Origin of the sequence: Clostridium ljungdahlii DSM 13528 (assembly GCF_000143685.1) — a bacterium.
GTDB classification, from domain to species: domain Bacteria; phylum Bacillota; class Clostridia; order Clostridiales; family Clostridiaceae; genus Clostridium_B; species Clostridium_B ljungdahlii.
Genome location: NC_014328.1, coordinates 1,957,927 through 1,982,745 on the forward strand (window position 1 = coordinate 1,957,927; position 24,819 = coordinate 1,982,745).

The 24,819-nt window shown below is 30.7% G+C and carries 23 protein-coding genes; 19 read left to right on the forward strand and 4 right to left on the reverse strand.

Annotation, left to right across the window (positions count from 1 at the left end; all coding sequences use genetic code 11):
- Positions 1–50: 50 nt before the first annotated feature.
- Positions 51–878 carry a 4-hydroxy-tetrahydrodipicolinate reductase gene (dapB, locus tag CLJU_RS08870; RefSeq protein ID WP_029169931.1) on the reverse strand — a complete coding sequence of 276 codons (828 nt, stop codon included), beginning with the start codon at positions 876–878 and terminating at the stop codon, positions 51–53.
- Positions 879–1,406: 528 nt separating this feature from the next.
- On the opposite strand from dapB, the gene CLJU_RS08875 reads away from it, so the two are divergent.
- From CLJU_RS08875 to CLJU_RS08930, 12 genes are all read left to right on the forward strand, one after another.
- A complete protein-coding gene (locus CLJU_RS08875) occupies positions 1,407–2,039 on the forward strand; it encodes a GntR family transcriptional regulator (RefSeq protein WP_013238461.1) in 633 nt (210 codons plus the stop codon).
- 406 nt (positions 2,040–2,445) lie between these two features.
- Positions 2,446–3,129 carry a Yip1 family protein gene (locus CLJU_RS08880; protein ID WP_013238462.1) on the forward strand — a complete coding sequence of 228 codons (684 nt, stop codon included), beginning with the start codon at positions 2,446–2,448 and terminating at the stop codon, positions 3,127–3,129.
- 146 nt (positions 3,130–3,275) lie between these two features.
- The gene (locus tag CLJU_RS08885) at positions 3,276–4,361 is read left to right on the forward strand and encodes an efflux RND transporter periplasmic adaptor subunit (RefSeq protein WP_013238463.1); all 1,086 of its coding nucleotides are present in this window, start codon (positions 3,276–3,278) and stop codon (positions 4,359–4,361) included.
- A complete protein-coding gene (locus CLJU_RS08890) occupies positions 4,358–5,065 on the forward strand; it encodes an ABC transporter ATP-binding protein (protein ID WP_013238464.1) in 708 nt (235 codons plus the stop codon). Before CLJU_RS08885 ends, CLJU_RS08890 begins: the two co-directional genes overlap by 4 nt.
- A 1-nt stretch (position 5,066) precedes the next feature.
- Positions 5,067–6,278 carry an ABC transporter permease gene (locus CLJU_RS08895; protein ID WP_013238465.1) on the forward strand — a complete coding sequence of 404 codons (1,212 nt, stop codon included), beginning with the start codon at positions 5,067–5,069 and terminating at the stop codon, positions 6,276–6,278.
- Between the two features lie 72 nt (positions 6,279–6,350).
- Entirely contained in the window at positions 6,351–7,286 is a 936-nt protein-coding gene (locus tag CLJU_RS08900) for a sugar-binding transcriptional regulator (RefSeq protein ID WP_013238466.1), read from the forward strand.
- 94 nt (positions 7,287–7,380) lie between these two features.
- Positions 7,381–7,779 (forward strand): cytidine deaminase, encoded by a 399-nt coding sequence (locus tag CLJU_RS08905; protein WP_013238467.1) that lies wholly within the window; start codon positions 7,381–7,383, stop codon positions 7,777–7,779.
- 143 nt (positions 7,780–7,922) lie between these two features.
- The gene (deoC, locus tag CLJU_RS08910; RefSeq protein ID WP_013238468.1) at positions 7,923–8,567 is read left to right on the forward strand and encodes a deoxyribose-phosphate aldolase; all 645 of its coding nucleotides are present in this window, start codon (positions 7,923–7,925) and stop codon (positions 8,565–8,567) included.
- Positions 8,568–8,932: 365 nt separating this feature from the next.
- A complete protein-coding gene (locus CLJU_RS08915) occupies positions 8,933–10,117 on the forward strand; it encodes a NupC/NupG family nucleoside CNT transporter (RefSeq protein ID WP_013238469.1) in 1,185 nt (394 codons plus the stop codon).
- Between the two features lie 23 nt (positions 10,118–10,140).
- Positions 10,141–11,322 (forward strand): phosphopentomutase, encoded by a 1,182-nt coding sequence (gene deoB / locus CLJU_RS08920; RefSeq protein ID WP_013238470.1) that lies wholly within the window; start codon positions 10,141–10,143, stop codon positions 11,320–11,322.
- A gap of 15 nt (positions 11,323–11,337) precedes the next feature.
- Positions 11,338–12,639: a pyrimidine-nucleoside phosphorylase gene (locus CLJU_RS08925; RefSeq protein WP_013238471.1), complete on the forward strand. Its 1,302-nt coding sequence runs from the start codon at positions 11,338–11,340 to the stop codon at positions 12,637–12,639.
- A 653-nt stretch (positions 12,640–13,292) separates the two neighbouring features.
- Positions 13,293–14,069 carry a SatD family protein gene (locus CLJU_RS08930; RefSeq protein ID WP_013238473.1) on the forward strand — a complete coding sequence of 259 codons (777 nt, stop codon included), beginning with the start codon at positions 13,293–13,295 and terminating at the stop codon, positions 14,067–14,069.
- Positions 14,070–14,090: 21 nt separating this feature from the next.
- Here CLJU_RS08930 and CLJU_RS08935 read toward each other — a convergent pair whose 3' ends face one another.
- The 3 genes from CLJU_RS08935 to CLJU_RS08945 all read right to left on the reverse strand — a co-directional run bounded on the left by CLJU_RS08935 (position 14,091) and on the right by CLJU_RS08945 (position 16,063).
- Entirely contained in the window at positions 14,091–14,477 is a 387-nt protein-coding gene (locus CLJU_RS08935; RefSeq protein ID WP_013238474.1) for a SatD family protein, read from the reverse strand.
- Positions 14,478–14,689: 212 nt separating this feature from the next.
- Positions 14,690–15,532: a DUF3307 domain-containing protein gene (locus tag CLJU_RS08940; protein ID WP_013238475.1), complete on the reverse strand. Its 843-nt coding sequence runs from the start codon at positions 15,530–15,532 to the stop codon at positions 14,690–14,692.
- A gap of 102 nt (positions 15,533–15,634) precedes the next feature.
- Entirely contained in the window at positions 15,635–16,063 is a 429-nt protein-coding gene (locus CLJU_RS08945) for an EamA family transporter (protein ID WP_013238476.1), read from the reverse strand.
- 540 nt (positions 16,064–16,603) lie between these two features.
- On the opposite strand from CLJU_RS08945, the gene CLJU_RS08950 reads away from it, so the two are divergent.
- From CLJU_RS08950 to CLJU_RS08980, 7 genes are all read left to right on the forward strand, one after another.
- Positions 16,604–17,353, forward strand: a complete 750-nt coding sequence (locus tag CLJU_RS08950) for a hypothetical protein (protein ID WP_013238477.1) — start codon at positions 16,604–16,606, stop codon at positions 17,351–17,353.
- Positions 17,346–17,852, forward strand: a complete 507-nt coding sequence (locus tag CLJU_RS08955) for a QueT transporter family protein (RefSeq protein WP_013238478.1) — start codon at positions 17,346–17,348, stop codon at positions 17,850–17,852. The genes CLJU_RS08950 and CLJU_RS08955 overlap by 8 nt, the downstream gene beginning before the upstream one ends.
- A gap of 190 nt (positions 17,853–18,042) precedes the next feature.
- Positions 18,043–19,365, forward strand: a complete 1,323-nt coding sequence (xylA, locus tag CLJU_RS08960; protein ID WP_013238479.1) for a xylose isomerase — start codon at positions 18,043–18,045, stop codon at positions 19,363–19,365.
- Between the two features lie 74 nt (positions 19,366–19,439).
- A complete protein-coding gene (xylB, locus tag CLJU_RS08965; RefSeq protein WP_041705090.1) occupies positions 19,440–20,942 on the forward strand; it encodes a xylulokinase in 1,503 nt (500 codons plus the stop codon).
- Between the two features lie 15 nt (positions 20,943–20,957).
- Entirely contained in the window at positions 20,958–22,019 is a 1,062-nt protein-coding gene (locus tag CLJU_RS08970; RefSeq protein WP_013238481.1) for an aldose epimerase family protein, read from the forward strand.
- Between the two features lie 22 nt (positions 22,020–22,041).
- Complete coding sequence (locus CLJU_RS08975; protein ID WP_013238482.1) at positions 22,042–23,409, forward strand: sugar porter family MFS transporter; 1,368 nt, start codon at positions 22,042–22,044, stop codon at positions 23,407–23,409.
- 189 nt (positions 23,410–23,598) lie between these two features.
- On the forward strand, positions 23,599–24,777 hold the full coding sequence (locus CLJU_RS08980) for an ROK family transcriptional regulator (RefSeq protein WP_013238483.1): 1,179 nt from the start codon (positions 23,599–23,601) through the stop codon (positions 24,775–24,777).
- Positions 24,778–24,819: the final 42 nt, after the last annotated feature.

Genomic DNA, 24,819 nt, shown 5'->3' on the forward strand with positions numbered 1-24,819 from the left:
GTGGTCATAAATTAGGATTAAAGATATGACTCAGTAAAATGGTTTAATTTTTAAATTTGAGAACTAAGTACTTCATTGTCTAGATTGTCAATGTATTCATGAAGTATTTTTTTTAGATTTAATACGTCTTTCATTTCGTAGTATCCAGATTTTTTATAAATGTAGTTTACTGCATTAAGAGCTCCTAGTGAAAAAGCTTTTTTTGAAAAAGATTCATGGCTTATTTCTATTCTATCCTCATCACCAATTATAAGAACTTTATGTTTTCCTACTACCCCTCCAGCACGTACAGAGCTTATAGGAATAGGTTTATTTTGTACACCAGATATTTGAAGACCATGTTCTATTTCATCTGATAGTTTTAATGCAGTCCCTGAAGGGGAGTCTTTTTTGTTTTTATAGTGCATTTCTATAATTTGAAAATCATAATTATTTAATATAGTAGCTGCAATATTGCTTAGCAGCATTATTACGTTTACTCCTAAAGTGATGTTTGGGGCGTAAACTATGCCGTTTTTAAACTTATAGGATATAGTTTGAAGCTTGTCAATATCTTCTTTGGAGAAACCTGTTGTGCCTATTACCATATTTACTTTCATTTTTGATAGTATGACGGCATTTTTTATGGTTGCTTGTGGATTTGAGAAGTCTACCACAACATCTGGTTTGGTTTTAAAAATAGTAGCTTGGAGTTCATCAGAAGTAGTTATTTTTACTTTTGTTTTAAAATTACCAAGTAACTCTCCTAAATTCATTCCCTTTTTTTTACTATTAGGGCTGCAGATTGCAGCTACCATTTCCATGTTATCTTGTTGTAAAATACCTTCTGCAATATATTTTCCTGTCTTACCTAAACCTATTAGACCTACTTTGATCAAATCAATTACCTCCTTTTTGACGCTTACAAGAAAAATTTCAAGTATTGACATCATTTTTTGTTATTTATCCCTATTTTAAAATTAGTGACAACTTAATTCTATCATATAAGTTGCTACTTGTCATTAATAGTTAATGTATATTTATAATTTATACATAAATTCAATTAATTCTATTTTAATATAGATCAAGGGCTTATATGAAATTTTAATTAGTAATTCCAACAAATTGTTAAATTATTATTTACATAGTATAAATAATAATTTATACTTAATATTGATTTATCCAATCGCTACCATTTCTAACCCCCCATCGCACTCTGCGAAAGCGACTATCATCAAATCGAAGATTTGAGATATCTTCTTTTCTATCAAAGTGGGGGGATAAGCAATGCTACGCGCTTGGATAACGATTTCTAAGTTTTAGATGGAGAAAAAACTCCATCTGAAACCAAGAACTCTGTTTATAAGGATTTTATTGGAAGGAGGCTTTACTTCAAGTTATCAGAATAACTTAAAGTAAAATTTAAAATGTCATCGCAAAATGTTACAAAACCTGTATACCAGAAGATAGCAATTGATATAGCTAATAGAATATTAGACGGTGATTTTTCCATAGGGGATAAACTTCATGGAAGATCATCTCTTTCAAGTCATTATAATGTTTCTCCTGAAACTGTAAGAAGAGCTATTATGCTTTTAAATGAAGTGGATATTGTAGAAGTGATAAAGGGCAGTGGGATTATTGTTAAATCCGTGGATAATTGTTTGAAATTTATAAATAAATTTAAGGACATAGGTTCCATGAATAAATCTAAAAATCAAATTTTGGGCTTATTAAATGAGAGAAATGAAATTGAAAAAAAAATTGGAGAAAGAATAAATGAACTCCTAGATTACTCAAATAGATTTGTAAACATTAATCCATTCATGCCTTTTGAATTTAAAATATATAAGGGACTCAGCATTGTAGGGAAAACTATATGTGAGAGTAAGTTCTGGCAAAATACAAATGCTACTATAATAGGTATACGTAGAGAAGGAAATTTAATACTTTCTCCAGGACCTTATGCTGTATTTAAAGAGGAAGATATTTTTTTAGCAATAGGCGAAGAAGATGTGTACCATAAAATCAAAAAATTTCTTTATGGAGATAATAATTAGTAATATTAAAAAAATTTAGTTTTTAAGGCTTTTGAGGAAAGAAAAAAGAAAGTTTAAATCAGTTAAATAAAAATAAATTAATCAAAATATTAGAATGAAAAAGTCAGATAATGTAATCTGACTTTTTTTAATAGGAAAGTTGATTTTTATATATACACAAAAAAATAATAGGTTAAAGCTATTATTATACCTGTTGACACTCATATCATTTAATGATATAGTCTATTTAATGATATGTCATTAAATGATATATGTGAGGTAAAAATGGCTAGAAATAATGCTTACTGTTTAAATGAATACATTGATTTTTATGTTTATACTGTATATAATGTATATATACAGTATAGATATATTTTGGCAAGTAAAACGTAAAAGAAAATTATTTAAAAGTAGGAGGGGAAGTTAAATGTCAGAAGAAAATTCAGAAGAAAGAAAAGATGGAATTTTAAAAAATATTATTGGTGCTATAGTTTCGCCAAGAGAAACAATGGAAAGAGTCAATAAAAATCCTAAAATATGGAGATATTTAATACCTGTAACATTAATCCAGTTAATTATTTATATAATAGAAATACCCAAACTTACAAGTTTTGCTGTTTTACAAGCTCAGCAAGTGCCAAACTTTTCTCAAGCTGCAATTCCAATTATAAAAACTGGAGCTATAATTTTTACGGTAATTAGTGCATTAATTACGCCGGCATTATTTGCATTAATAATTAGTGCTGTTATTAAACTTATAGCTTCTATTTCAAAAGAAACAGGAAATTTTAAAAATTTATATTGTATAAACATATTAGCTTATGTTCCAGTTTTAATAGGTGGAATCTTAACTGCAATAATAATGCTTTTTACAGAGCCACAAAATATAAAAAACATTTCAACTAGCCTTACATTGGTTTTAAGTTCATCAACAGATATGAAAAGTACAATTTATAAGTTGTTCTCATGTATAGATTTTTTCTATATATGGAGTGCAGTGATATCAACAATTGGTACTTCTATTGTGTTTAAAATGAAGACAAAAAAAGCAGCAATTATAGTTTTTGTGATTTACGCTGCTGCAGTATATGTTTTTAAAGTTTTAATTTAAAAACATTGTTGAAATTGAATAGTACTTTGTGAGCTAGACAAGCTGGCATTGTTTTTGTACAGTGTCAGTTTTATCTTTATATCAATAGTTTGGAAAAAGGTTTATAATTTTTAGTAAGATTGTAGAAAAAATGGGGAGGAAAATAAATGAAACTTAAATTGAATTTTGCAAAAAACAAAAAAAAATTAGCAATTATAGTAGCCGTTATATTTATAATTACAGCTATAGGAATATCTTCTTATGTAAAGTCGAGGAAATCACAAGGTAAGAAAGTAACTATATCTAAGGTAATTAAAAGAAATATAGTTCAAAGTACTACGGTTTCAGGAAGCATAGAACCGAAATATAGCAATGATATAACTTTAAATAATACCCAGAAGGTATCAAAGGTTTTAGTAACTGAAGGGCAACAGGTTACAAAGGGAGATATTTTAGTTCAAATGGATACATCTGACTATGACAGTGAACTAAAAAAGCTAAAGATTGATTTAAAGAATGCTCAAAATGCAGTATCACAGTCACAAGCACAAGCGGTACCAGGGACTAGCAAAGATAATGCAGGAAATCAAACAGATTCTATTAAAGCTGAAATAGACAATTTAAATGCAAAGATAGAACAAAGTAATATAAGATCTAATGTAGATGGAAGAGTAATGAGAGTTGACGCTAAGGAAAATCAAGTCCCTAAAGCAGGAGATATGATTATTGTAGATGATATTTCACAATACAAAGTTTCTATAGATATGAGTCAATATGATGCTATGAAAGTTGCAAAAGGACAAAAGGCTATTGTTAAAATAAAAGGTAATGATCAAAAAAAGTATACTGGTTCCGTTACAGATGTAGGACAAATAGCTCAAGTTAAGGCTGATGCTAAAGCCACCAATCAGGAAGCTAAAGTAAATGTGATAGTAACTCTAGATAATGCAGATGATAGTATAAAAGTAGGTTATGAAGCAGATGCAGAAATTGTATTTAATGAAAAAAGAAATGTAGTTTGTATGGGCTTTGATAGTGTGAAAGAAGAAAAAGGTACAAAGAAGAAATATGTTTACATAGTGAATAGCAAAAATAAGATTTCAAAAAGATATATAAGCACAGGCATAGAGACAGATGATTATATGGAAGTTATAGATGGTCTTAATGAAGGAGAAAAATATGTATCAAATCCTCCGGATACTCTTAAAGATGGAGATATTGTAGAGACTCAAGCAGGAGGGAACAATAAGTGATAATTAAATTGGAGAATTTAGTTAAGATATATGATACTGGTGCTGTAAAACTTAAGGCTTTAAAGGAAATTAATTTAGAAATTGAAAAGACAGAATATGTAGCTATAATGGGGGCATCAGGATCAGGTAAGTCTACTCTTATGAATGTACTTGGTTGTTTAGATAAACTTACAGATGGAAAATATTATTTAGATGGTGTAGATATATCATCATTAGATGATAACAGTTTAGCTGATATAAGAAACAAGAAAATAGGTTTTGTATTTCAAGCATTTAACTTACTTCCCAAACTTACAGCTATAGCTAATGTGGAATTGCCCATGATGTATGCAGGAGTATCTAAAAGAGAGAGAGAGAAAAAAGCTAAATGGGCTCTAGATAGGGTTGGATTATCTCATAGACTTCATCATAAACCTAATGAAATGTCTGGTGGACAAAAACAGAGGGTAGCTATTGCAAGAGCTTTAGTAAATGATCCATCTATAATACTTGCAGATGAACCTACAGGAAACTTGGATAGTATTTCTAGTGAAGAAATAATGGAGATTTTTCAGCAATTAAATGATGAAGGAGTAACTATTGTTATGGTTACACATGAACTTGACATAGCCATGCATACAAAAAGAACCATAGTTTTTAAGGATGGAGCTATAATTTCAGATAATCCAGTAGAAAGAAGAACTATAGTTGGGGGGAAGAAGTAATATGAATGTTGAAGAAAGCTTTCAATCTGCACTACAAAGTATAAAATCAAATAAATTAAGATCCTTTTTAACTATGCTGGGAATAATAATTGGAATATCCTCTGTAATTACTATAGTGTCTATGGGTGCTGGAGCAAAACAATATATTACAGGACAATTTCAGGGCATGGGTAGTAACGTAATCAATCTCCAGCTTAATCAGTCTTCAGATAGTGCTATAGAAAAAAGAGATTATTTTACTATGGATGATATAGACCTTATAAAGGAGAAAATACCTGAAGTTACATCAGTTGTTCCTACGCTCGGAGGAGATGGAAATTTGAAGCTTGAAAATAAATCCAAGCGTGTCCAAATTGTGGCATCAACAGAAGGTTACGATAAACTTTCAAATATAAAAATGGTTAATGGAAGGTTTTTAAAAGAACATGATGTAGATATAAGGTCAACTGCAGCAGTTATAGATGAAAAAACAGCTGCAAAATTATTTCACAATACAAATGATGCTCTTGGAGAAAGTATTGAATTAAGTTCAGATGACCAAGATATAGATTTAAATATAGTTGGAGTATGTAAAGATCCAAATGGTAATCTCGGGTCCATGTCAGATAATGCTCCCGGTTCAATATTTATACCTATAACTATTGCAGATAGAATACTTACAAATACCGATATTGGTTATATGTCAGTGATGTTGTCTGACATGAGTAAGGCTGAAGAAATAAGTTCCAAAATGGTAAAAATTCTTGAAAATAAACATCAAAACAAAAACAAGTACACAGCTCAAACTGGATTTAAAGAGCTTGAAAATCTAAATAAATCATTATCTGTTATAACAGGTGTATTGGGTGCTATTGCAGCTATATCACTTTTAGTTGGTGGTATAGGTGTTATGAATATAATGCTTGTATCTGTGACAGAGAGAACTAGAGAAATAGGCATAAGAAAAGCTATTGGAGCAAAAACTAGAGACATAAAAGTACAATTTTTAATGGAGTCTATAATACTGTGCCTTATAGGTGGAACTATTGGAACTATATTAGGTATAACAATAGGTAAAATTGCAGGATCTTTCTTAAAGATGCCCGTACCAGTGTCATTTAAAATAATATTTATAGCATTTTCATTTTCATCAGCAATAGGTATATTCTTTGGGCTGTACCCGGCAAGCAAGGCAGCAAAATTAGATCCTATTGAAGCTTTAAGATATGAATAAAAATTTTTTGATTTGTTTTAAAAAGGCTATATAATATGATTAGAAGAAAGTTAAAGTACAGGGAGTGAATTTATGGACAGCGAAAAGCAGCAATTGAGTATTGAAGCAGCAAGGTTATATTATAAGTCAGATTATAGTCAACAGCAAATTGCATCCCAACTTGGAATATCAAGGCCTACTGTATCTAGGCTTTTGCAATATGCTAAAGAAAAGGGATTTGTAAAAATCGACATTGTAGATCCTTTTGATGATTTAGATAATATGTCACATCAATTAAAGGAAAAATATAGATTAAGAGATGTTCGCGTTGCTTTTTCGCCAAAGGATGATTATGAACTTATAAGAGAGTATATTGGCAAAGAGGCAGCAGAATATTTAAGTGAAATTTTAAAAAATGGTGATATGCTTGGAGTAAGTTGGGGAACTACTATGTATGAAGTTGCAAAGAATCTTGAGCCTAAAAATCTTAAGGGAATAGAAGTGATTCAGCTAAAAGGGGGTATTAGTTATTCAGAAGTAAATACATATGCTTTTGAAACTATTGAACTATTTGCAGAAGCATTTCATACGATACCAAGGTATTTGCCTTTGCCTGTGATTTTTGACAATTCAACTATAAAGGAAATGGTTGAGCATGATAGGAATATTAACAGTATTATAGAAATGGGAGCAAATGCCAATATAGCAATTTTTACAGTTGGTACTGTAAGGGATGAGGCATTACTATTTCAACTAGGATATCTAAATGATTCAGAGAAAAAGAAGTTAAAACAAGAAGGTGTAGGAGATATTTGTTCGAGATTCTTTGACGAAAACGGTAAGATTTGTGATGAAGACATAAATAATCGTACTATAGGGATATCACTAGAAAATTTAAAGAAAAAGGAAAAGGCAATCTTAGTTGCAGGGGGATCACATAAAGTTGAGGCAATTAAAGGAGCTTTAAAAGGAAAAAATGCTAATATATTGATTACAGATAAATATACTGCCAGAAAACTTTTAAAATAGGTATATGAACTAAATTTCATATACCTATTTACAAATGTTCAAAAAAGATTTATTATGTATGTGTAATAGAAATTGAGGGGAGGATACAAATTTGATGGATTATAAAAATTTAGTTTCTAAGGCTTTTGAGGGAAGAAAAAATGCTTATGCTCCTTATTCCAACTTTAAAGTTGGAGCAGCTGTACTTGCCGAAGATGGAAAGGTTTATACAGGTTGTAATATAGAAAATGCTTCATATGGTGCAACAAATTGTGCAGAAAGAACTGCAATATTTAAAGCTATATCGGAAGGAAATAGAGCTATAAAAGCGATTGCCATTGTAGGAGTAGAAAACGATTATACATATCCTTGTGGAGTTTGCAGACAGGTTATAGCAGAGTTTGCTTCAAAGGATGCAGAGATAATACTTGGAAAAGGTGAAAGTGAATATATAGTTAAGACATTAGATGAATTATTACCAGGAGCCTTTACCAAAGAAGATTTAAATAAATAGTATAAACTATAAAGGTGTTCTTTTATTTTGAAATCAAGCTAAAAAGAATACTTTTAATTTGAAAACGTATGAACAAAATTTCATAATAAGCTTTACAAATGCTAAAATTTATTATGAATTACTGTATGAAAGGAAGATTTATTATGAATATTGCTAAAATGATTGACCATACATTGTTAAAACCGGAAACAACGAAAAGTCAGATAATTAAATTGACGGAAGAAGCAAAGAAGTATGACTTTGCTTCAGTTTGTGTAAATCCGACATGGGTTAAACTAGCAAGTGAGAAGTTACATGGTAGTGAAGTTAAGGTATGTACGGTTATTGGATTTCCTCTTGGGGCTAATACAACTGAAACAAAAGTGTTTGAAGCAAAAGATGCAATCAAAAATGGTGCGCAGGAAGTTGATATGGTCATTAATATTGGAGAATTAAAGGATAAAAATGATGTGTATATAGAAAATGATATAAAGTCTGTTGTAGAAGCTGCAAAAGGAAAGGCATTAGTAAAAGTTATTATAGAAACTTGCCTTTTAACACAAGAAGAGAAAGTTAGAGCTTGTAAGATAGCTAAAAAAGCAGGAGCAGATTTTGTAAAAACATCAACGGGGTTCTCAAAGTATGGAGCTAAAGTAGAAGATGTTAAACTCATGCGTGAAACAGTAGGAAAAGATATGGGAGTTAAGGCATCTGGTGGTATCCATACTAAACAAGAGGCTTTAGATATGATTGAAGCAGGAGCAAGTCGTATAGGTGCAAGTGCAGGTATTACTATTGTATCTGAATAAATATTTGTATGGACTCTATTAGTAGAAGCTATGCTTATATATTAATAACTCAACTTTCACATATACAAAATGTAGACTTAATATAAGCAAAATACAAAGTTCAAATAACAAAGAACAGATAAAGATGATTTCCCTCATACCTCAGGAAATCTATAATTCTAATATTTTCTGACGTTAGGAAGAAAATTATCCTTATTTGATATTTGAACTTTGAACTTTGTTCTTTAAGAAAATTGTTTCGCAATTTTTTTAAATTGCGTAAGTTACTAAATTACTATCAATTTAAAAAATTATATTTATAAATGTAATCGTTATTTGAAGATTTGGACATTTTAGTTAAAAGTATTTAAGGAGGGATACACAAAATGAAATTTATTATTGGAATTATTGGACTAGCCATTGTAGCTGGACTTGCACTACTTGGCAGCAATGATAGGAAAAGTGTAAAGATAAAGCCTATAATTATAATGGTTGTCTTACAATTTATTTTTGGATTTATTTTGTTAAATACTGAAATAGGTAATATTTTAGTAGGTGGAGTAGCAAATGGTTTTGGAGCACTTCTTAAATGTGCGTCAGAAGGTGTAAACTTTGTATTTGGTGGCATGGTAAATAAAGGAGTAACCTCAGTATTTTTTATAAATGTTCTTATGCCAATCGTGTTTATTTCAGCTTTAATTGGTATACTACAATATTGTAAGATACTACCTTTTATAATTAAGTATGTTGGATTAGCATTGAGTAAAGTAAACGGTATGGGCCAATTGGAATCTTATAATGGAATAGCATCAGCAATTCTTGGACAATCAGAGGTATTTATTTCAGTAAAGAAGCAGCTTGGTTTATTGCCTAAAAATCGTCTATATACTCTTTGTGCATCAGCTATGTCAACAGTATCGGCTTCTGTTGTTGGTTCTTATATGCTTCTTATAAAACCTAGGTATGTAGTAACAGCACTTATATTAAATTTATTTGGTGGATTCATTATAGCTTCAATTATAAATCCATATACTGTAAAACCGGAAGATGACATTTTAGAGGTTGAAGAGAAGGAAAAACAGTCATTCTTTGAAATGCTCGGTGAATACATCATGGATGGATTTAAAGTTGCTATTACAGTTGGAGCAATGTTAATTGGATTTGTCTCAATAATTGCATTAATTAATGCAATATTTAAAGGAATATGTGGTATTTCATTCCAGGATATTCTTGGATACATTTTCTCTCCATTTGCATTTTTTATGGGTGTACCATTTAATGAAGCAGTAAAAGCAGGGGGTATAATGGCAATAAAACTTGTATCAAATGAGTTTGTTGCAATGACTACACTTGCACAGGGAAATCTTGGCTTATCCTATAGAGCAACAGCTATAGTATCTGTATTTCTAGTTTCATTTGCAAATTTCTCATCAATTGGAATTATAGCAGGTGCAGTTAAAGGATTGAATGAAAAACAAGGCAATGTAGCTGCACGTTTTGGATTAAAATTATTATATGGAGCAACACTAGTAAGTGTACTTACAGCAACTATTGTTGGATTAATTGTATAATATATATGTAAGGAGTGATTTTGATGAATGAATTTAAGAGAATACATGTAATAGTTATGGACTCTGTTGGCATTGGCGAGGCACCAGATTCAGAAAAATTTGGTGATGTTGGCGTTAATACATTAGCGCACATTGCGGAAAAAAAGAACGGATTAAATATACCTAACATGGAAGCTATGGGATTATCTAATATATATGAAATCAAGGGAGTAAAAAGGGCTGCTCATCCAAAAGCTTATTTTACAAAAATGCAGGAATCTTCACGTGGAAAAGATACTATGACAGGGCATTGGGAAATGATGGGGCTGTATATTGATAAGCCATTTAGAGTTTTCCCTAATGGTTTTCCAGATGAATTAATTAAGAAGATTGAGGATTTCTCTGGAAGAAAAGTTATAGCAAATAAGCCAGCTAGTGGAACGGAAATTATAAAAGAACTTGGAGAAAGACAGCTTAAGACCGGAGAGCTTATAGTATATACATCTGCAGATTCTGTACTTCAAATTGCAGCACATGAAGAAGTTATACCACTGGATGAGTTATATAAAATATGTCAATATTGCCGTGATATAACACTAGATGAACCATATAAATTAGGAAGAATAATTGCTAGACCGTATGTTGGAAAAACAGCGGATACATTTAAGAGAACTTCAAATAGACATGATTATGCATTAAAACCTTTTGGTGAAACAGTAATGGATTATATAAAGAATGCAGGTTTGGATTCAATTGCTATTGGAAAAATTCGAGATATATTTGATGGTGAAGGAGTCACAAAAGCAATTAGAACTAAATCAAACATGGATGGTATGGATAAGTTTATTTCTGTACTTGATGAAGATTTTCATGGCCTCAGCTTTACTAATTTAGTTGATTTTGATGCAGTTTATGGACATAGACGTAATCCAATAGGATATGGAGATGCTATAGAAGCATTTGATAAAAGACTCACTGAAGTATTTGAAAAGTTAAGGGAAGATGATTTACTTATAGTTACAGCAGATCATGGTAATGATCCAACATATACTGGAACAGATCATACTCGGGAATTTGTACCTTTACTTGTTTATTCAAAGAGATTTGAAGAAGGTAAAGATCTAGGAATACGTAGAACTTTTTCAGATATAGGTGCAACAATTGCAGATAACTTTAAAGTTAAGATGCCTAAATATGGCGAAAGCTTTTTACAAAAATTAATATAAAGGTGGTATGTAAAAATGAGAATGGTAGACGTAATTGAAAAGAAACGTGAAGGAGGAGAATTAACTACAGAAGAGATTAAATTTTTTATAGAAGGTTATACTAAAGGCTCAATTCCTGATTACCAGGCAAGTGCACTTGCAATGGCAATTTACTTTCAGGATATGACTGATCGTGAGAGAGCAGATCTTACTATGGCAATGGTTCATTCTGGAGAAACTATTGATCTTTCAGCAATTGAGGGTGTAAAAGTTGATAAACATTCAACAGGTGGAGTAGGAGATACAACAACACTTGTTCTTGCACCTATGGTTGCATCTCTAGGCGTACCTGTTGCAAAGATGTCAGGACGTGGACTTGGACATACAGGTGGAACTATTGATAAACTTGAATCAGTAAAAGGATTCCATGTTGAACTTACAAAAGAACAATTTATTGATTTTGTTAACAACAGTAAAGTTGCAGTTATGGGCCAAACTGGTAATTTAACTCCAGCAGATAAAAAGTTATATGCTCTTCGTGATGTAACTGGAACTGTAAATTCAATTCCACTAATTGCAAGTTCAATAATGAGCAAGAAGATTGCAGCAGGAGCAGATGCAATAGTACTTGATGTTAAAACTGGTGCAGGAGCTTTCATGAAGACGGAAGAAGATTCAGAAAAACTTGCACATGCTATGGTTAAAATAGGCAATAATGTAGGTAGAAAGACTATGGCAATAATTTCTGATATGTCTCAACCTTTGGGATTTGCAATTGGAAATGCTCTTGAAGTAAAAGAAGCTATTGATACATTAAAAGGAGAAGGACCAGAAGATTTAACAGAGCTTGTTTTAACTCTTGGAAGCCAGATGGTTGTACTTGGTAAAAAGGCAAAGACGTTAGAAGAAGCAAGAGAGAAATTACTCGAAGCAATAAAGAGTGGTAAAGCACTAGAAAAATTCAAGGAATTCCTTAAAAATCAAGGTGGAGATCCATCAGTTGTGGACAATCCTGAAAAATTACCTCAAGCAAAATATAAAATACCTGTTCCTGCAAAGGAAGGAGGATATGTTTCAAATATGGTAGCTGACCAAATTGGTATAGCAGCAATGCTTTTAGGTGCGGGAAGAGCTACAAAAGAAGATAAAATTGATTTAGCTGTAGGAATAGTTCTTAATAAAAAAGTTGGAGATAAGGTAGAAAAAGGTGAATCACTTATGACTATTTATTCAGACCGTGAAGATGTAGAAGATGTAAAAGCTAAGATTTACGAGAATATCACTATCAGTGCTCATGCAGAAAAACCAGTTCTGATCCACAAGATTATAACAGAATAATAATAGAGTTTCTAGTTTGAAAGTTGACTTATGCTAGCCACATACTGACAAATTTCATCACACTAAAAACTTTTAATAAGTCTAAAGTTCAGTATTTTAAAAATCTAAAGGAGCTTATATAAACTCGTACCTCAGACATATATAAGCCCCTAAGATTTTCTAAAATACCTCACTAAGACTTATGGAAAAGTTTTTAAATGTGATTTCAATTTTGTCAGTATATTTTATGCATAAGTTCAAATTTCAAGCAGAAACCCTCGTATAGCTCGTATAGATAGTTACTTCACAATTAAACTTTACGATCTATATATGAACATTCTAACTAAAAAATCAACTTATACGCAGGCATATTTTTACAATAATGAAGCTCTTTTAAATATTTTGTATATAAGGCTTAGAAAAAAATCTTTTAAAAATTTAGAACTTTTGAATTGTTTGAGGTACGAGTTTTCAAAAGTTCTCAGTATTTTTTAAATTTTTTCCTTAGCCTTATCAAAGTATTTAATCGAGCTGAAGGTTGTAGAAAATATCCGGAGTATAAGTTGATTTTTCGTTTATAAACTCTATATAGTTTTTTTATTTTCTACTATTTGGAGAATTTATGTGGTATAATATGGTTAAAATTGTTTTTAGGTTGAAGGGAGAAAACTAAGTTGAAGTTGTATGGTGTAGTAACAATGGATATTGTTGATTCTAGAAATATACCAAATCGTGAGATGTTGCAGCAAAAGTTAAAAAAGTATTTTGGCGTGATACATCAAAAGTACTATGATAGCTTAGTTTCTCAAATAAATTTTACCCTTGGGGACGAGTGGCAGCTTATTACAAGTAAGCCTGAAAACTGCTACGATATTATTCATGATTTTCAAAGATTGCTTTGGCAAGATAATGTAAAGTTTTATTCAGGAATTGGAATAGGTGAACTGAAAACAGATATTTATGAAGATACCCGCAGGATGGATGGCTCATGCTTTATAATGGCCCGGGAGGCTATAAATATAGCCAAACAATCGTCTAAAAAAAGGACAAAATATATTTATAGTAAAACGAATAAGGTTTTTTTTAAATCTATAATGAGTTACGTATCAGTACAAAATCATTTTCTTAAAACAAAAGGGAACATTCCATTTAATGAAGAAGTTGCAGTGGATGTAGTAGATTGTAATGAATTAATTTCTTTAGATGATATAATAAACGTTGTTATAGAAAATAATGAAATTCTAAAAAGTAGGCTGACACGGAAGCAAAAGATAATATATATTGAATATATGAAGCATAAATCTTATAGAAAAATAATAGAAAAAAATGCAGATAAATTAAATGAGACTATAGGAGGAATAAGTCAAAAGTTAAATAGTGCTGAATATTTTACTATTCAACGAAACCATGGAATGGTAAAGCTATTAATAAATTTATTGACTTCTATTTAATAAGTAATAAAATGGAATAGATTATGAATATGCATTTACTACAATAGGCAGGTTTTGCTTCTTGGCATCTATAAGAGCATCTCTAGCTAGGTAAAATGATGGACCATCTAATTGATTTACAGTTAATTGAAAATTCTTAATAGAAACAGGTCCTATGCCGATACCACAATAAAAGTCAATTGATTTTAATTCCTTATGAAAAAAATCTAAGATTTTCATGTAATTACAATCGTAATTTAACAACCCTTCCCATTCATCACCTATAGTAATAATAAAAGGAACAACTATTATTGATTGAAATATTTCATTAGTTTCTTTTAACATGTCAATTAACTGATACTGAACTTTTTCTCGATTTACAAGCTTTCTTGACTTCCTTAAATCACAAATCATAGTTAAATAGTTCAATATATCACTCCTAGAATGCAACCATACTTACATTGCATTATTTTTGTTACATAGTTATCTTGTGAAATAAAATTATACGCGTTTAGGTTTTAATCAAAACACATACAATGTTTAGTTAAAAATCAAAACACGTTTTCAAGTGATATTTACACAAATTATCTTTTGTGATATTTTATGATTTGTAAGTAAAATTGGTGAGAAAAAATATTTAACTATTTATTGATTATATATTTCAGTAAAATTCCACCTAAGATGCCAAGAGACGTACTAAATAGAGTACCTACTAGGTAATATTGAGCAAAAAATTTTTCTTCTAATTCACGGAACCTTGCTATTGACTTTGCTGTGAATATAAATGCTATTGCCTGATATGCTCCATTGATAACTAAAGTGATTATAATAAATCTTTCAAATATTCCTATATAGTCACTGTCGGAGGTCTTTTTTAAGGGGGATATGATTTGAAGATTCATTGCTTTGTTTTTATATGGTTGAAGATAAAGTTCAGATATAACAACATTTATAAAGAATCTTCCACCAAAACATACATACAGGTATATAATTAAATAACTTAGAATATCTATAGTAGAAGTTCTATTGAGGTAGACACAGTTGATAATGTTTTCGCTACTCTGTATGCTAGTTTGTCCCCAAATAAAAGCGATAACTGCTACATGTAGGATTTGATCTATAATAAAAATTAAGGAATTAATCCATCGGAATAGGGGACTTAAAATAATATAAAGGAAAGATGTTTTTTGATGACAAATAGGTCTATCATGGATAGATTTTATCTTTAGAGAAAGTAAATTTTTAATTAAGTCAACAGTAAAATGAAAAAGCCCTATTAGAAGTGAATAAGCTAATGTTGTTTTAAATTTATATCCAACAATTAGAAAGGTAAATAATATACTAAATACGATTATGGCATGGATGATATTACCTTTTAAACACTTCTTTAAATTAGAACTTTTTCTTAATTGTACAATATCATTACTTTGAAATATAAAATCTGCTAAGCAATGGGATAAAATAGCTAATTGTAAAAAGACCACTTATTTTAACCTCCATATATCTCAGTATATAGAAAATCTAAGTGAGTACTATAATGACTAAGTAGTAGGTTAATTATATCACGCGGGCCAATATTTGTCATTTTAATTTCTGTTTATCAGTACTAAACCTATAATACAGAATATTATTCCAAATAGCTTATTTAATTCAAAATTCTCTTTAAAAATGAATATCCCAATGGGAATGAGCAGAACTGCAAGAATGCTGTTTGCTACTAGAGGGCATACACTTATGCTCCAGCCAGATCTGTAGGCCATGATATATCCAAATTCAAGTCCTACTATACAAAAAGCGAGGACTATGCTAGTCCAATTTAAATCTTTAATTGATCCCAAAAATCCTTTATCTGTTTTAGAAAAGTGAAATAAAATTAAAGTTACTATTGATGCTATTGCATAGGTGGCAAACAACGCTATAAATGGGTTTGCTTTTTGTGGTGTTGCTTTTTGACATATGTTATAAAAGATATTTGCTGCAATTATAAGTACAACTGAAAATACATACATAAACATAATTTTAACCTTGCCTTTACTTATAAATTTTGTTAAAAATACAGAAACCCGGAAATAGATTACTTTCCGGGCTTATCTTTCCGCTAATACATTAAATTGTGTAGCACATTTTTTACATTTAATTAATAAACGATATATGAATTATATCAAAAGTTGTCAACAAATTCAATATAAATTAATAACTCCAATAAGTAATATGAAAATATGTTATATATTATAATAATCTAAAGTATTGTTTGCAAACATATTTTGCAAACGTAAAATCTAACATTTAATAACATCTCTTATTATTTGTTAAAAAATAGAAAATATATATTCCCTCAGACCCCTTGATTTTAAATACTTTATAGCGTATAATAAATTGAGAAAAATCGCATAAGACAGTTCGGAACCATCCTGTCTATAAATAAAACTAGGGATTAGCTATTTAGATAGTTTATTTTGTAATTAAAAGGTGGAAAATATCTCTGCCTTTTTTTCGCGTCCAGGATAGTTCCATTTCTTATATGCATGTTTTCAAATTCAAGGAGGACAAGTTAAATGAATTGTTTACCAAAGTTAAAAAGATATGGACAGGTTACTAAAAGGCTGCCTAGGGAAGTAGTGCTTCTAAGGGGAAGCGGATGCTTTTGGGGAAACTGTATATTTTGTGATTACCATCTGGATGAGGATTACAATGCTTTTAGAAATCATAAATTGAATCATAAAGTACTTGAAAAAGTTACGGGAAAATATGGTGTACTTCAGATAATGAACTCTGGAAGTGCCAGTGAACTAGATACTTCCACTGTATTTGAGCTTATTAAATTATGCAGGGACAAAAATATAAGACAGTTGATTATGGAAAGTCATGTTAAATATGAAAATGATATAAAACTATTTAGAGAACAATTTAGACCTACAGAATTAAAGTTTATAGTAGGAGCAGAGAGCTTTGATATAAGTTACAGAGAAAATGTATTAAATAAAGGAATAGGGGATAGAAAAGCATTTGAATTTAAGAATTTTGATTGGGTTAACTTACTTTTTGGTATGGTTGGACAAAATATTAAGGAATTACAAAGAGATGTAGAATTGGCACTAAAATATTTTGAAAGAGTTACAATAAATATATTTTGTGAAAATACTACAAAAGTAAAGAGAGACAATGAGCTCATAGAGGAGTTTTATCATAGCCATTTGTTCCAATCCCTTAAGACTAACTATTATGATAGAGTGGAGATATTAGACGATATAGATGCTAGATGTGGTGCGGATTTAGATGGAGTTGGAGGTAAAATGAATGAGTAGAACTAATAAATTAGTAAAAATAGCTATAGTAGCTGCAATATACATAGTTTCAACTATTGCACTAGGGCAGCTTTCTTATTGGGGTCCAATAGGACTTAGAGTTAGTGAAATGCTTAATTTCCTTGCTTTTATAGATCCATTTTATATAATTTCACTGACTGTAGGATGTGCCGTTGCAAATTTTTATAGCTTTAGTATAGTGGATGTGTTTGTTGGAAGCTTTGCTACTCTTTTGGCAACTTATGCAATGTGGAAAACGAAAAATATGCTTGTTTCAGTTATATGGCCTGTTTTAGGAAGTGCAATTATAGCAGAGGAACTTCATGTACTTTATAAAGTACCTTTTTTCTACACATTTTTTACTCAGGCATTAGGAGAACTTATAGTAATGGTTTTGGGGTATTTTGTATTTAAAAAGATTTTCAAAAATACTGCATTTTTAGATAGGATGAAGATAAAATTTCCTAATAAGAAAATAGATAATATAAAATTTAATTAGTAATATTAGACCTTAAAAAGGTAGCTTTATTGAGTATAAAGCTACCTTTTTACTGTATTTAAGACTAATAATATAGCACATATATAAAACATAAGGGAAGTATGTTAATAAAATAACTTTATAAAGTCACTTGAAAAAGTTTTGATAAGGTGTTATACTAGATTCAACAATAAAATAAGGAGTGATTGTGATGAAAGAGTACTTTAATAATGTATCTAAAATAAATTATGAAGGACCGGATTCGAAAAATCCTTACTCGTTTAAATATTATAATCCTGATGAAGTAATTGGCGGAAAAAAGATGAGAGATCATTTAAGATTTTCAATGTCTTACTGGCATACGTTAACTGCTAATGGAACTGATCAGTTTGGATCAGGAACAATGGTTAGGCCATGGGATAATGTAAACGATAAAATGGAGCTTGCTAAAGCAAGAATGGAAGCAGCATTTGAATTTATGAACAAGCTAGATATAGATTATTTTTGCTTTCATGATAGAGATATAGCACCTGAAGGAAAAGACCTTGCAGAAACAAATAAAAATTTAGATGAAATAGTAGCAATGTGTAAGGACTTAATGAAAAAGAACAATAAAAAGTTATTATGGGGTACGGCTAACTTATTTAATAATCCAAGATTTGTACATGGTGCTGGAACTACATGTAATGCGAATGTTTATGCTTATTCAGCAGCACAGCTAAAAAAAGCAATAGAAGTTACAAATGAATTAGGTGGAGAAAACTATGTATTTTGGGGTGGAAGAGAAGGATATGAAACACTTCTAAATACTGACATGGGATTTGAAATGGACAACTTTGCTAGAATACTACAGATGGCAGTAGATTATGCAAAGAAAATAGGATTTAAAGGACAATTTCTTATAGAACCAAAGCCAAAGGAGCCTACAAAACATCAGTATGATTTTGATGTAGCAACTGTTTTAGGATTTTTAAGAAAGTACAAGCTAGAAGATTACTTCAAGATAAATATTGAAGCAAATCATGCTACTTTAGCAGGACATACTTTCCAGCATGAAATATGCCTAGCAAGAAATAATAATGCACTTGGAAGCTTAGATGCAAACCAGGGAGATCCACATCTTGGATGGGATACAGATCAATTTCCTACAAATGTATACGATACAACATTATCAATGTACGAAGTACTTAAAAATGGCGGTATAGCACCAGGAGGATTGAACTTTGATGCAAAGGTAAGAAGAGCATCTTTTGAACCAGAAGATTTATTCTTAGCATATATAGCAGGAATGGATAGTTTCGCTAAAGGACTTAGAGTTGCATATAAATTATTACAAGATGCTCCTATTGAAAACTTTATTAAAGAAAGATATTCAAGCTTTTCTACAGGAATAGGTAAAGACATAGTAGATGGCAAAGTAGGATTTGATGAATTAGAAAAATATGCTTTAGAAAATAATGTTATAAATAATAAATCAGGAAGACAAGAATATTTAGAATCAGTAGTAAATCAATATATACTTGAGGATAAATAGAATTAAAACATGTAGGGGTGGTTTTAAACTGCCTCTACTGAAATACCAATAATTTCATGAAAGAAGAGATTACTGTGAATTTTTTAGGAATTGATTTAGGAACTTCTTCTGTAAAGCTTATCATAATGAATGAAAAAGGCGAACTTTTAACCAGTGTATCTAAAGACTATGGTATAAGTTATCCTCAGGTCGGATGGGCAGAACAAAATCCTGATGATTGGTGGAATAGTACTAAAGATGGAATTAGAGAACTTATAAATAATCATAATATAAAACCAGAAACTATTAGAGGCATAAGTTTTAGTGGACAAATGCATGGACTTGTAATTCTTGACAATAAAAATAAGGTTTTAATGCCGGCCATATTGTGGTGTGATCAAAGGACACAAAAACAGTGTGATTACTTAAATAAAGAATTTGGCCAAGATAAACTTTCAAAGTATACTGGTAACATGGCCTTAACTGGTTTTACACTTCCCAAAGTACTTTGGGTTAAAGAAAATAAACCAGATATATATGCTAAAATAGCACATATGATGCTTCCTAAAGACTATATAAGTTTTAAACTTACCGGGAAATTTGCATCTGATGTGTCTGATGCTTCTGGAACAGTAATGTTTGATGTAAAAAATAGAAAATGGTCTAATGAAGTATTAGATTTACTTGAGATAAAAGAAGATGTTTTACCTAAAGTTTATGAATCCTATGAAGTTGTAGGTAATGTCTCAAAAGAAGTATCAAGTGAAACTGGGCTGTCAACATCTACAAAAGTAATAGCTGGGGCAGGTGACCAGGCAGCTGGAGCTATAGGTACTGGAACAGTTGATTCTGGAGTGTTATCTGTAGCACTTGGAACATCTGGTGTTGTCTTTGCATCAAGTGAAAAGTTTTATGTAGATAAGGAAAATAGACTTCATTCATTTTGTCATGCTAATGGAAAGTGGCATCAAATGGGGGTAATACTATCTGCAGCATCAAGCCTTAAATGGTGGGTTGACAATGTTAACTCAGATATAGGTGGAGATGTATTTGAAAAATTACTTTCAGAAGCAGAAAGTTCTCCTGTAGGAAGTAATAAGTTATTTTTTTCACCCTATTTAATAGGAGAGAGAACGCCTTATAACGATCCTTGTGCAAAGGGAAGTTTTATTGGATTAAATGTAACACATAAAAGAGGAGATATGACAAGATCCATTTTGGAAGGAGTATCTTTTGCTCTTAGAGATTCACTTGAAATACTTAAAAACTTAAATGTTGATATGAAGGAAGTAAGAATAAGTGGTGGAGGTTCTAAGAGTAAGCTTTGGAGACAGATAATTGCAGATGTTTTCAACTTAAATGTAAGTATTATAAATTCAAAGGAAGGTCCAGCTTATGGTGCATCAATACTTGCGGCAGTTGGATGCAAACTTTTTAATTCAGTAGATGAAGCATGTAAAGCTTTGATAAAGACAACGGATAAAATACAGCCTATAAGAGAAAATGTTGAAAAGTATGATAAACTATATAAAGTTTATTCATCTTTATATAGCTGTTTAAAAGATAAGTTTAAAGAAATAGATAACTTATCCATATAAGGAGATCTTACTATTATGGGGATTATGAAAGAAGTTTTTGGAAAAGTATCTAAAGATAAAGAAGTATATATATTTACATTGTGTAATGAGAATAGTATGAGTGTTAAAATTTCAAACTATGGTGGAAGATTGATTTCTCTTACGGTGCCGGATAAAGAAGGCAAGCTTGATGATATTGTACTAGGATATAAGAATTTAGAGGGATATATAAAAGGAAAGTTTTTCTTTGGAGCAATTATAGGACGTAATGCAAATAGAATAAAAGGTGCAGAAATTAAGATAGATGATAAAGTATATAGTTTGACTAAAAATGAAGGAGAAAATCAGCTGCACGGGGGAATAGTAGGATTTGATAAAGTTTTATGGACACCAAGGACATATGTAGATGATGATGGAAATGAATGCCTTGAATTATTATACACGAGTAAAGATGGAGAAGAAGGATATCCAGGTAACCTTAATGTTAAAGTTGTGTATACGATTAAAAGAGATAATGAACTCAGAATTGATTATTTTGCAGTTTCAGATAAGGATACGGTGGTTAATCTTACAAACCATTCATACTTTAATTTGTCAGGGCATCTGTCTAAAAGCATATTGGATCATCAAGTAATGATAAATTCAGATAGATTTACAGCTAATGATAGGGAAAGTGTTCCTACAGGTGAAATAAGGTTTGTAGAGAATACACCTATGGATTTTAGAAAGTTAACTACGGTAGGTAAAAGTATATCAAGTAAATATGACCAAATAATTTATGGAAATGGATATGACCATAATTGGATATTAAATAGAAAAGGAAAAAATTTAGAAATGGCAGCAGAAGTTCTTGATCCTCGTAGTGGAAGAGTTATGAAAGTGTATACGACTAAACCAGGAGTACAATTTTATACGGGAAATTATTTAAATGAATTTGAAAATTGTAAGGGAGATACTTGCTACACTAAAAATAGTGGATTGTGTCTTGAAACTCAATATTTTCCTGATGCGTTAAATCATAATAATTTTCCATCACCTGTATTAAAGGTAGGAGAAAATTATAGGCATACGACAATATATAAATTTTTGACTATATAAATTAAAAGAGGAGATGGGTTTAATGAATGTAAAAATTAATAGTGCGATGGTATATGTTTTTGGTGCACTTGGCGGTCTTTTATTTGGTTATGATACTGGAGTTATTTCAGGAGCAATCTTATTTATCCAAAAACAAATGAGTCTTGATTCATGGCAGCAAGGGTGGGTTGTTAGTGCTGTATTAGTAGGAGCCGTTCTTGGAGCTGCAATTATTGGACCAATGTCAGATAGGTATGGACGTAGAAAGTTGATTTTGTTATCAGCAGTTATTTTCTTTATTGGAGCAATTGGGTCAGCATTTTCAACAGGATTTAGTACACTTATTATATCACGTATTATTCTTGGAATGGCAGTTGGTTCTGCATCAGCATTAATTCCAACATACTTAGCAGAATTATCACCTGCTGAAAAACGTGGATCTATGTCAAGTTTATTTCAATTAATGGTTATGAGTGGAATATTATTAGCTTATATTACTAACTACAGTTTCTCAGGTTTATATACTGGTTGGCGTTGGATGCTTGGTTTTGCCGCTATTCCATCTGCAATACTTTTCTTAGGTGCTCTTGTATTACCAGAAAGTCCACGTTATTTAGTTAAAGATGGAAAGCTTGATAAAGCTAAAGAAGTTTTGGATCAGATGAATGAACATAATCAAAAAGCTGTTGATGATGAACTTGTTGAGATTAAGAAACAAGCTGAAATTAAAAGTGGTGGACTTAGCGAGTTATTCAGTAAATTTGTTCATCCAGCATTGGTTATTGCTGTTGGCTTAGCTATTTTTCAACAAGTTATGGGTTGTAATACAGTTCTCTATTATGCACCAACTATTTTTACTGCTGTTGGTTTTGGTGTTCAAGCAGCTTTACTTGCTCACATCGGAATTGGAATTTTTAATGTTATCGTTACAGCTGTAGCTGTTGCTATTATGGATAAAATTGATCGTAAAAAGATGTTGATTTACGGTGGCCTTGGAATGGGTGTCTCTTTATTAATTATGAGCTTCTCAATGAAATTGTCTAATGGCTCATTTATTGGTTCAATTATTTGTGTTATTGCATTAACCGTTTACATTGCTTTCTTCTCAGCTACCTGGGGACCTGTAATGTGGGTTATGATTGGTGAAGTATTCCCATTAAACATTCGTGGATTAGGTAATTCATTTGGCAGTGTAGTTAACTGGGCTTCTAATGCTGTAGTGTCATTAACATTTCCAACATTATTAAGTTTCTTTGGCACTGGTAATTTGTTCATAGGTTATGGTGTTATTTGTTTTGCGGCAATTTGGTTTGTTCATTACAAAGTGTTTGAAACACGTAATCGATCACTTGAAGAAATTGAAACTACTCTTAGAGTACGTGCTGGTGAACAAGGAAAGAAAGTTAGTTAAAAAGATTATTTAAAATGTTTATTAACTACAATTTTAGGTGTTGATGTGTAAAATCATCAACACCCATTTTATATAAAGAAAAATCCACGAATTTATACTTGTTTACAATGTTTACTTAAAAATTACATACAGTAATGATATAATTAAATTATTATAGATATAATTTCAAATTTGATTGGTGGTACTAAGATGAGTAGATTAAAATCAGTAGATCAAGAAACAATAAGAATATTAAATCAGAAAAAAATATTAAACTTGTTATATAGAAATAATAAACTTACAAAGCAGGAAATATCCCAAAAACTTAATATAAGCATTCCAACAGTTATAAGTAACAGCAATGAGCTTATAGAACAGGGTTTTTTGGAGGAAGCTGGAGTTGCAGAGTCAACTGGCGGCAGGAAGCCTACGATTCTCAAATTCCTGCCAGACAGCAGATATTCTTTTGGAGTGTGGATTACAAAAGATAAGGTGAAAATTATACTTACAAATTTGAATTTTAAAATAATACATGAAATAGACTTTAGTATGCCAGAAAAATTATATGATTTTACTGATGTGATTTCTAAAACGGCAGAGGCTATTGAATATTTGGTGAATAATTTTAATATTTCACCGGATAAAATACTGGGAATAGGATTTTCCCTACCTGGTACGGTAAATGAAAAAGAACTCCTATTAAAAAATGTACCTAATTTGGGCTTTAAAAATGTATCTTTTAAAAAATTTGAGAGGTATTTCAAATTTCCCATTTTTATAGAAAACGAAGCAAATGCATCAGCTTATGCAGAGACATTTATTAATTTTAATGATGCAAAAAATAGTCTTGTTTTTATATCTATTACAGAAGGTATTGGAACAGGTGTAGTTATAGCAAATAACGTATATAAGGGATTTAATAAACGTGCAGGTGAATTTGGACATATGGCTATCGTAAAAGATGGAAAAAGGTGCAATTGTGGAAGAAAAGGATGTTGGGAGCTATATGCTTCTAAAAAGGCACTACTTGGTGCATACAGGGAAGCATTTAATGATGTAAATGGAAACTTGGACGATTTTTTAAAGAAAAGTGAAATGGATTTAAAAGCAAAAGCAGTATTGAATACATATGTTGATTTTTTAGCTGAAGGTATTAAAAATATAATATTGACATTAGATCCTAAAAATATACTTATAGGTGGTGAAATATTTCCCTATAAGGATTTCATAGAAAAAGAACTAATTAAAAAGATATTTACGGATAACAGTTTTTATGATGAGAGTCAGTGTAATGTGATGTTTTCAAATCTTGGGGAAAATGCAGCTGTATATGGGGCAGCACTTTTGCCTATGGAAAATATATTTTTCCTAAATGACAATGTATTATGATATATTAAAGAGACACATTTTATAATTTGTGTTTCTTTTTTT

Bases quoted from the DNA above. Each gene is read 5' to 3' on its own strand.
- CLJU_RS08875 (WP_013238461.1), top strand. From the start codon at position 1,407: ATGTCATCGCAAAATGTTACAAAACCTGTATACCAGAAGATAGCAATT.
- CLJU_RS08880 (WP_013238462.1), top strand. From the start codon at position 2,446: ATGTCAGAAGAAAATTCAGAAGAAAGAAAAGATGGAATTTTAAAAAAT.
- CLJU_RS08885 (WP_013238463.1), top strand. From the start codon at position 3,276: ATGAAACTTAAATTGAATTTTGCAAAAAACAAAAAAAAATTAGCAATT.
- CLJU_RS08895 (WP_013238465.1), top strand. From the start codon at position 5,067: ATGAATGTTGAAGAAAGCTTTCAATCTGCACTACAAAGTATAAAATCA.
- CLJU_RS08900 (WP_013238466.1), top strand. From the start codon at position 6,351: ATGGACAGCGAAAAGCAGCAATTGAGTATTGAAGCAGCAAGGTTATAT.
- CLJU_RS08905 (WP_013238467.1), top strand. From the start codon at position 7,381: ATGGATTATAAAAATTTAGTTTCTAAGGCTTTTGAGGGAAGAAAAAAT.
- deoC (WP_013238468.1), top strand. From the start codon at position 7,923: ATGAATATTGCTAAAATGATTGACCATACATTGTTAAAACCGGAAACA.
- CLJU_RS08915 (WP_013238469.1), top strand. From the start codon at position 8,933: ATGAAATTTATTATTGGAATTATTGGACTAGCCATTGTAGCTGGACTT.
- deoB (WP_013238470.1), top strand. From the start codon at position 10,141: ATGAATGAATTTAAGAGAATACATGTAATAGTTATGGACTCTGTTGGC.
- CLJU_RS08925 (WP_013238471.1), top strand. From the start codon at position 11,338: ATGAGAATGGTAGACGTAATTGAAAAGAAACGTGAAGGAGGAGAATTA.
- CLJU_RS08945 (WP_013238476.1), bottom strand. From the start codon at position 16,063: ATGTTTATGTATGTATTTTCAGTTGTACTTATAATTGCAGCAAATATC.
- CLJU_RS08950 (WP_013238477.1), top strand. From the start codon at position 16,604: ATGAATTGTTTACCAAAGTTAAAAAGATATGGACAGGTTACTAAAAGG.
- CLJU_RS08955 (WP_013238478.1), top strand. From the start codon at position 17,346: ATGAGTAGAACTAATAAATTAGTAAAAATAGCTATAGTAGCTGCAATA.
- xylA (WP_013238479.1), top strand. From the start codon at position 18,043: ATGAAAGAGTACTTTAATAATGTATCTAAAATAAATTATGAAGGACCG.
- CLJU_RS08970 (WP_013238481.1), top strand. From the start codon at position 20,958: ATGGGGATTATGAAAGAAGTTTTTGGAAAAGTATCTAAAGATAAAGAA.
- CLJU_RS08975 (WP_013238482.1), top strand. From the start codon at position 22,042: ATGAATGTAAAAATTAATAGTGCGATGGTATATGTTTTTGGTGCACTT.
- CLJU_RS08980 (WP_013238483.1), top strand. From the start codon at position 23,599: ATGAGTAGATTAAAATCAGTAGATCAAGAAACAATAAGAATATTAAAT.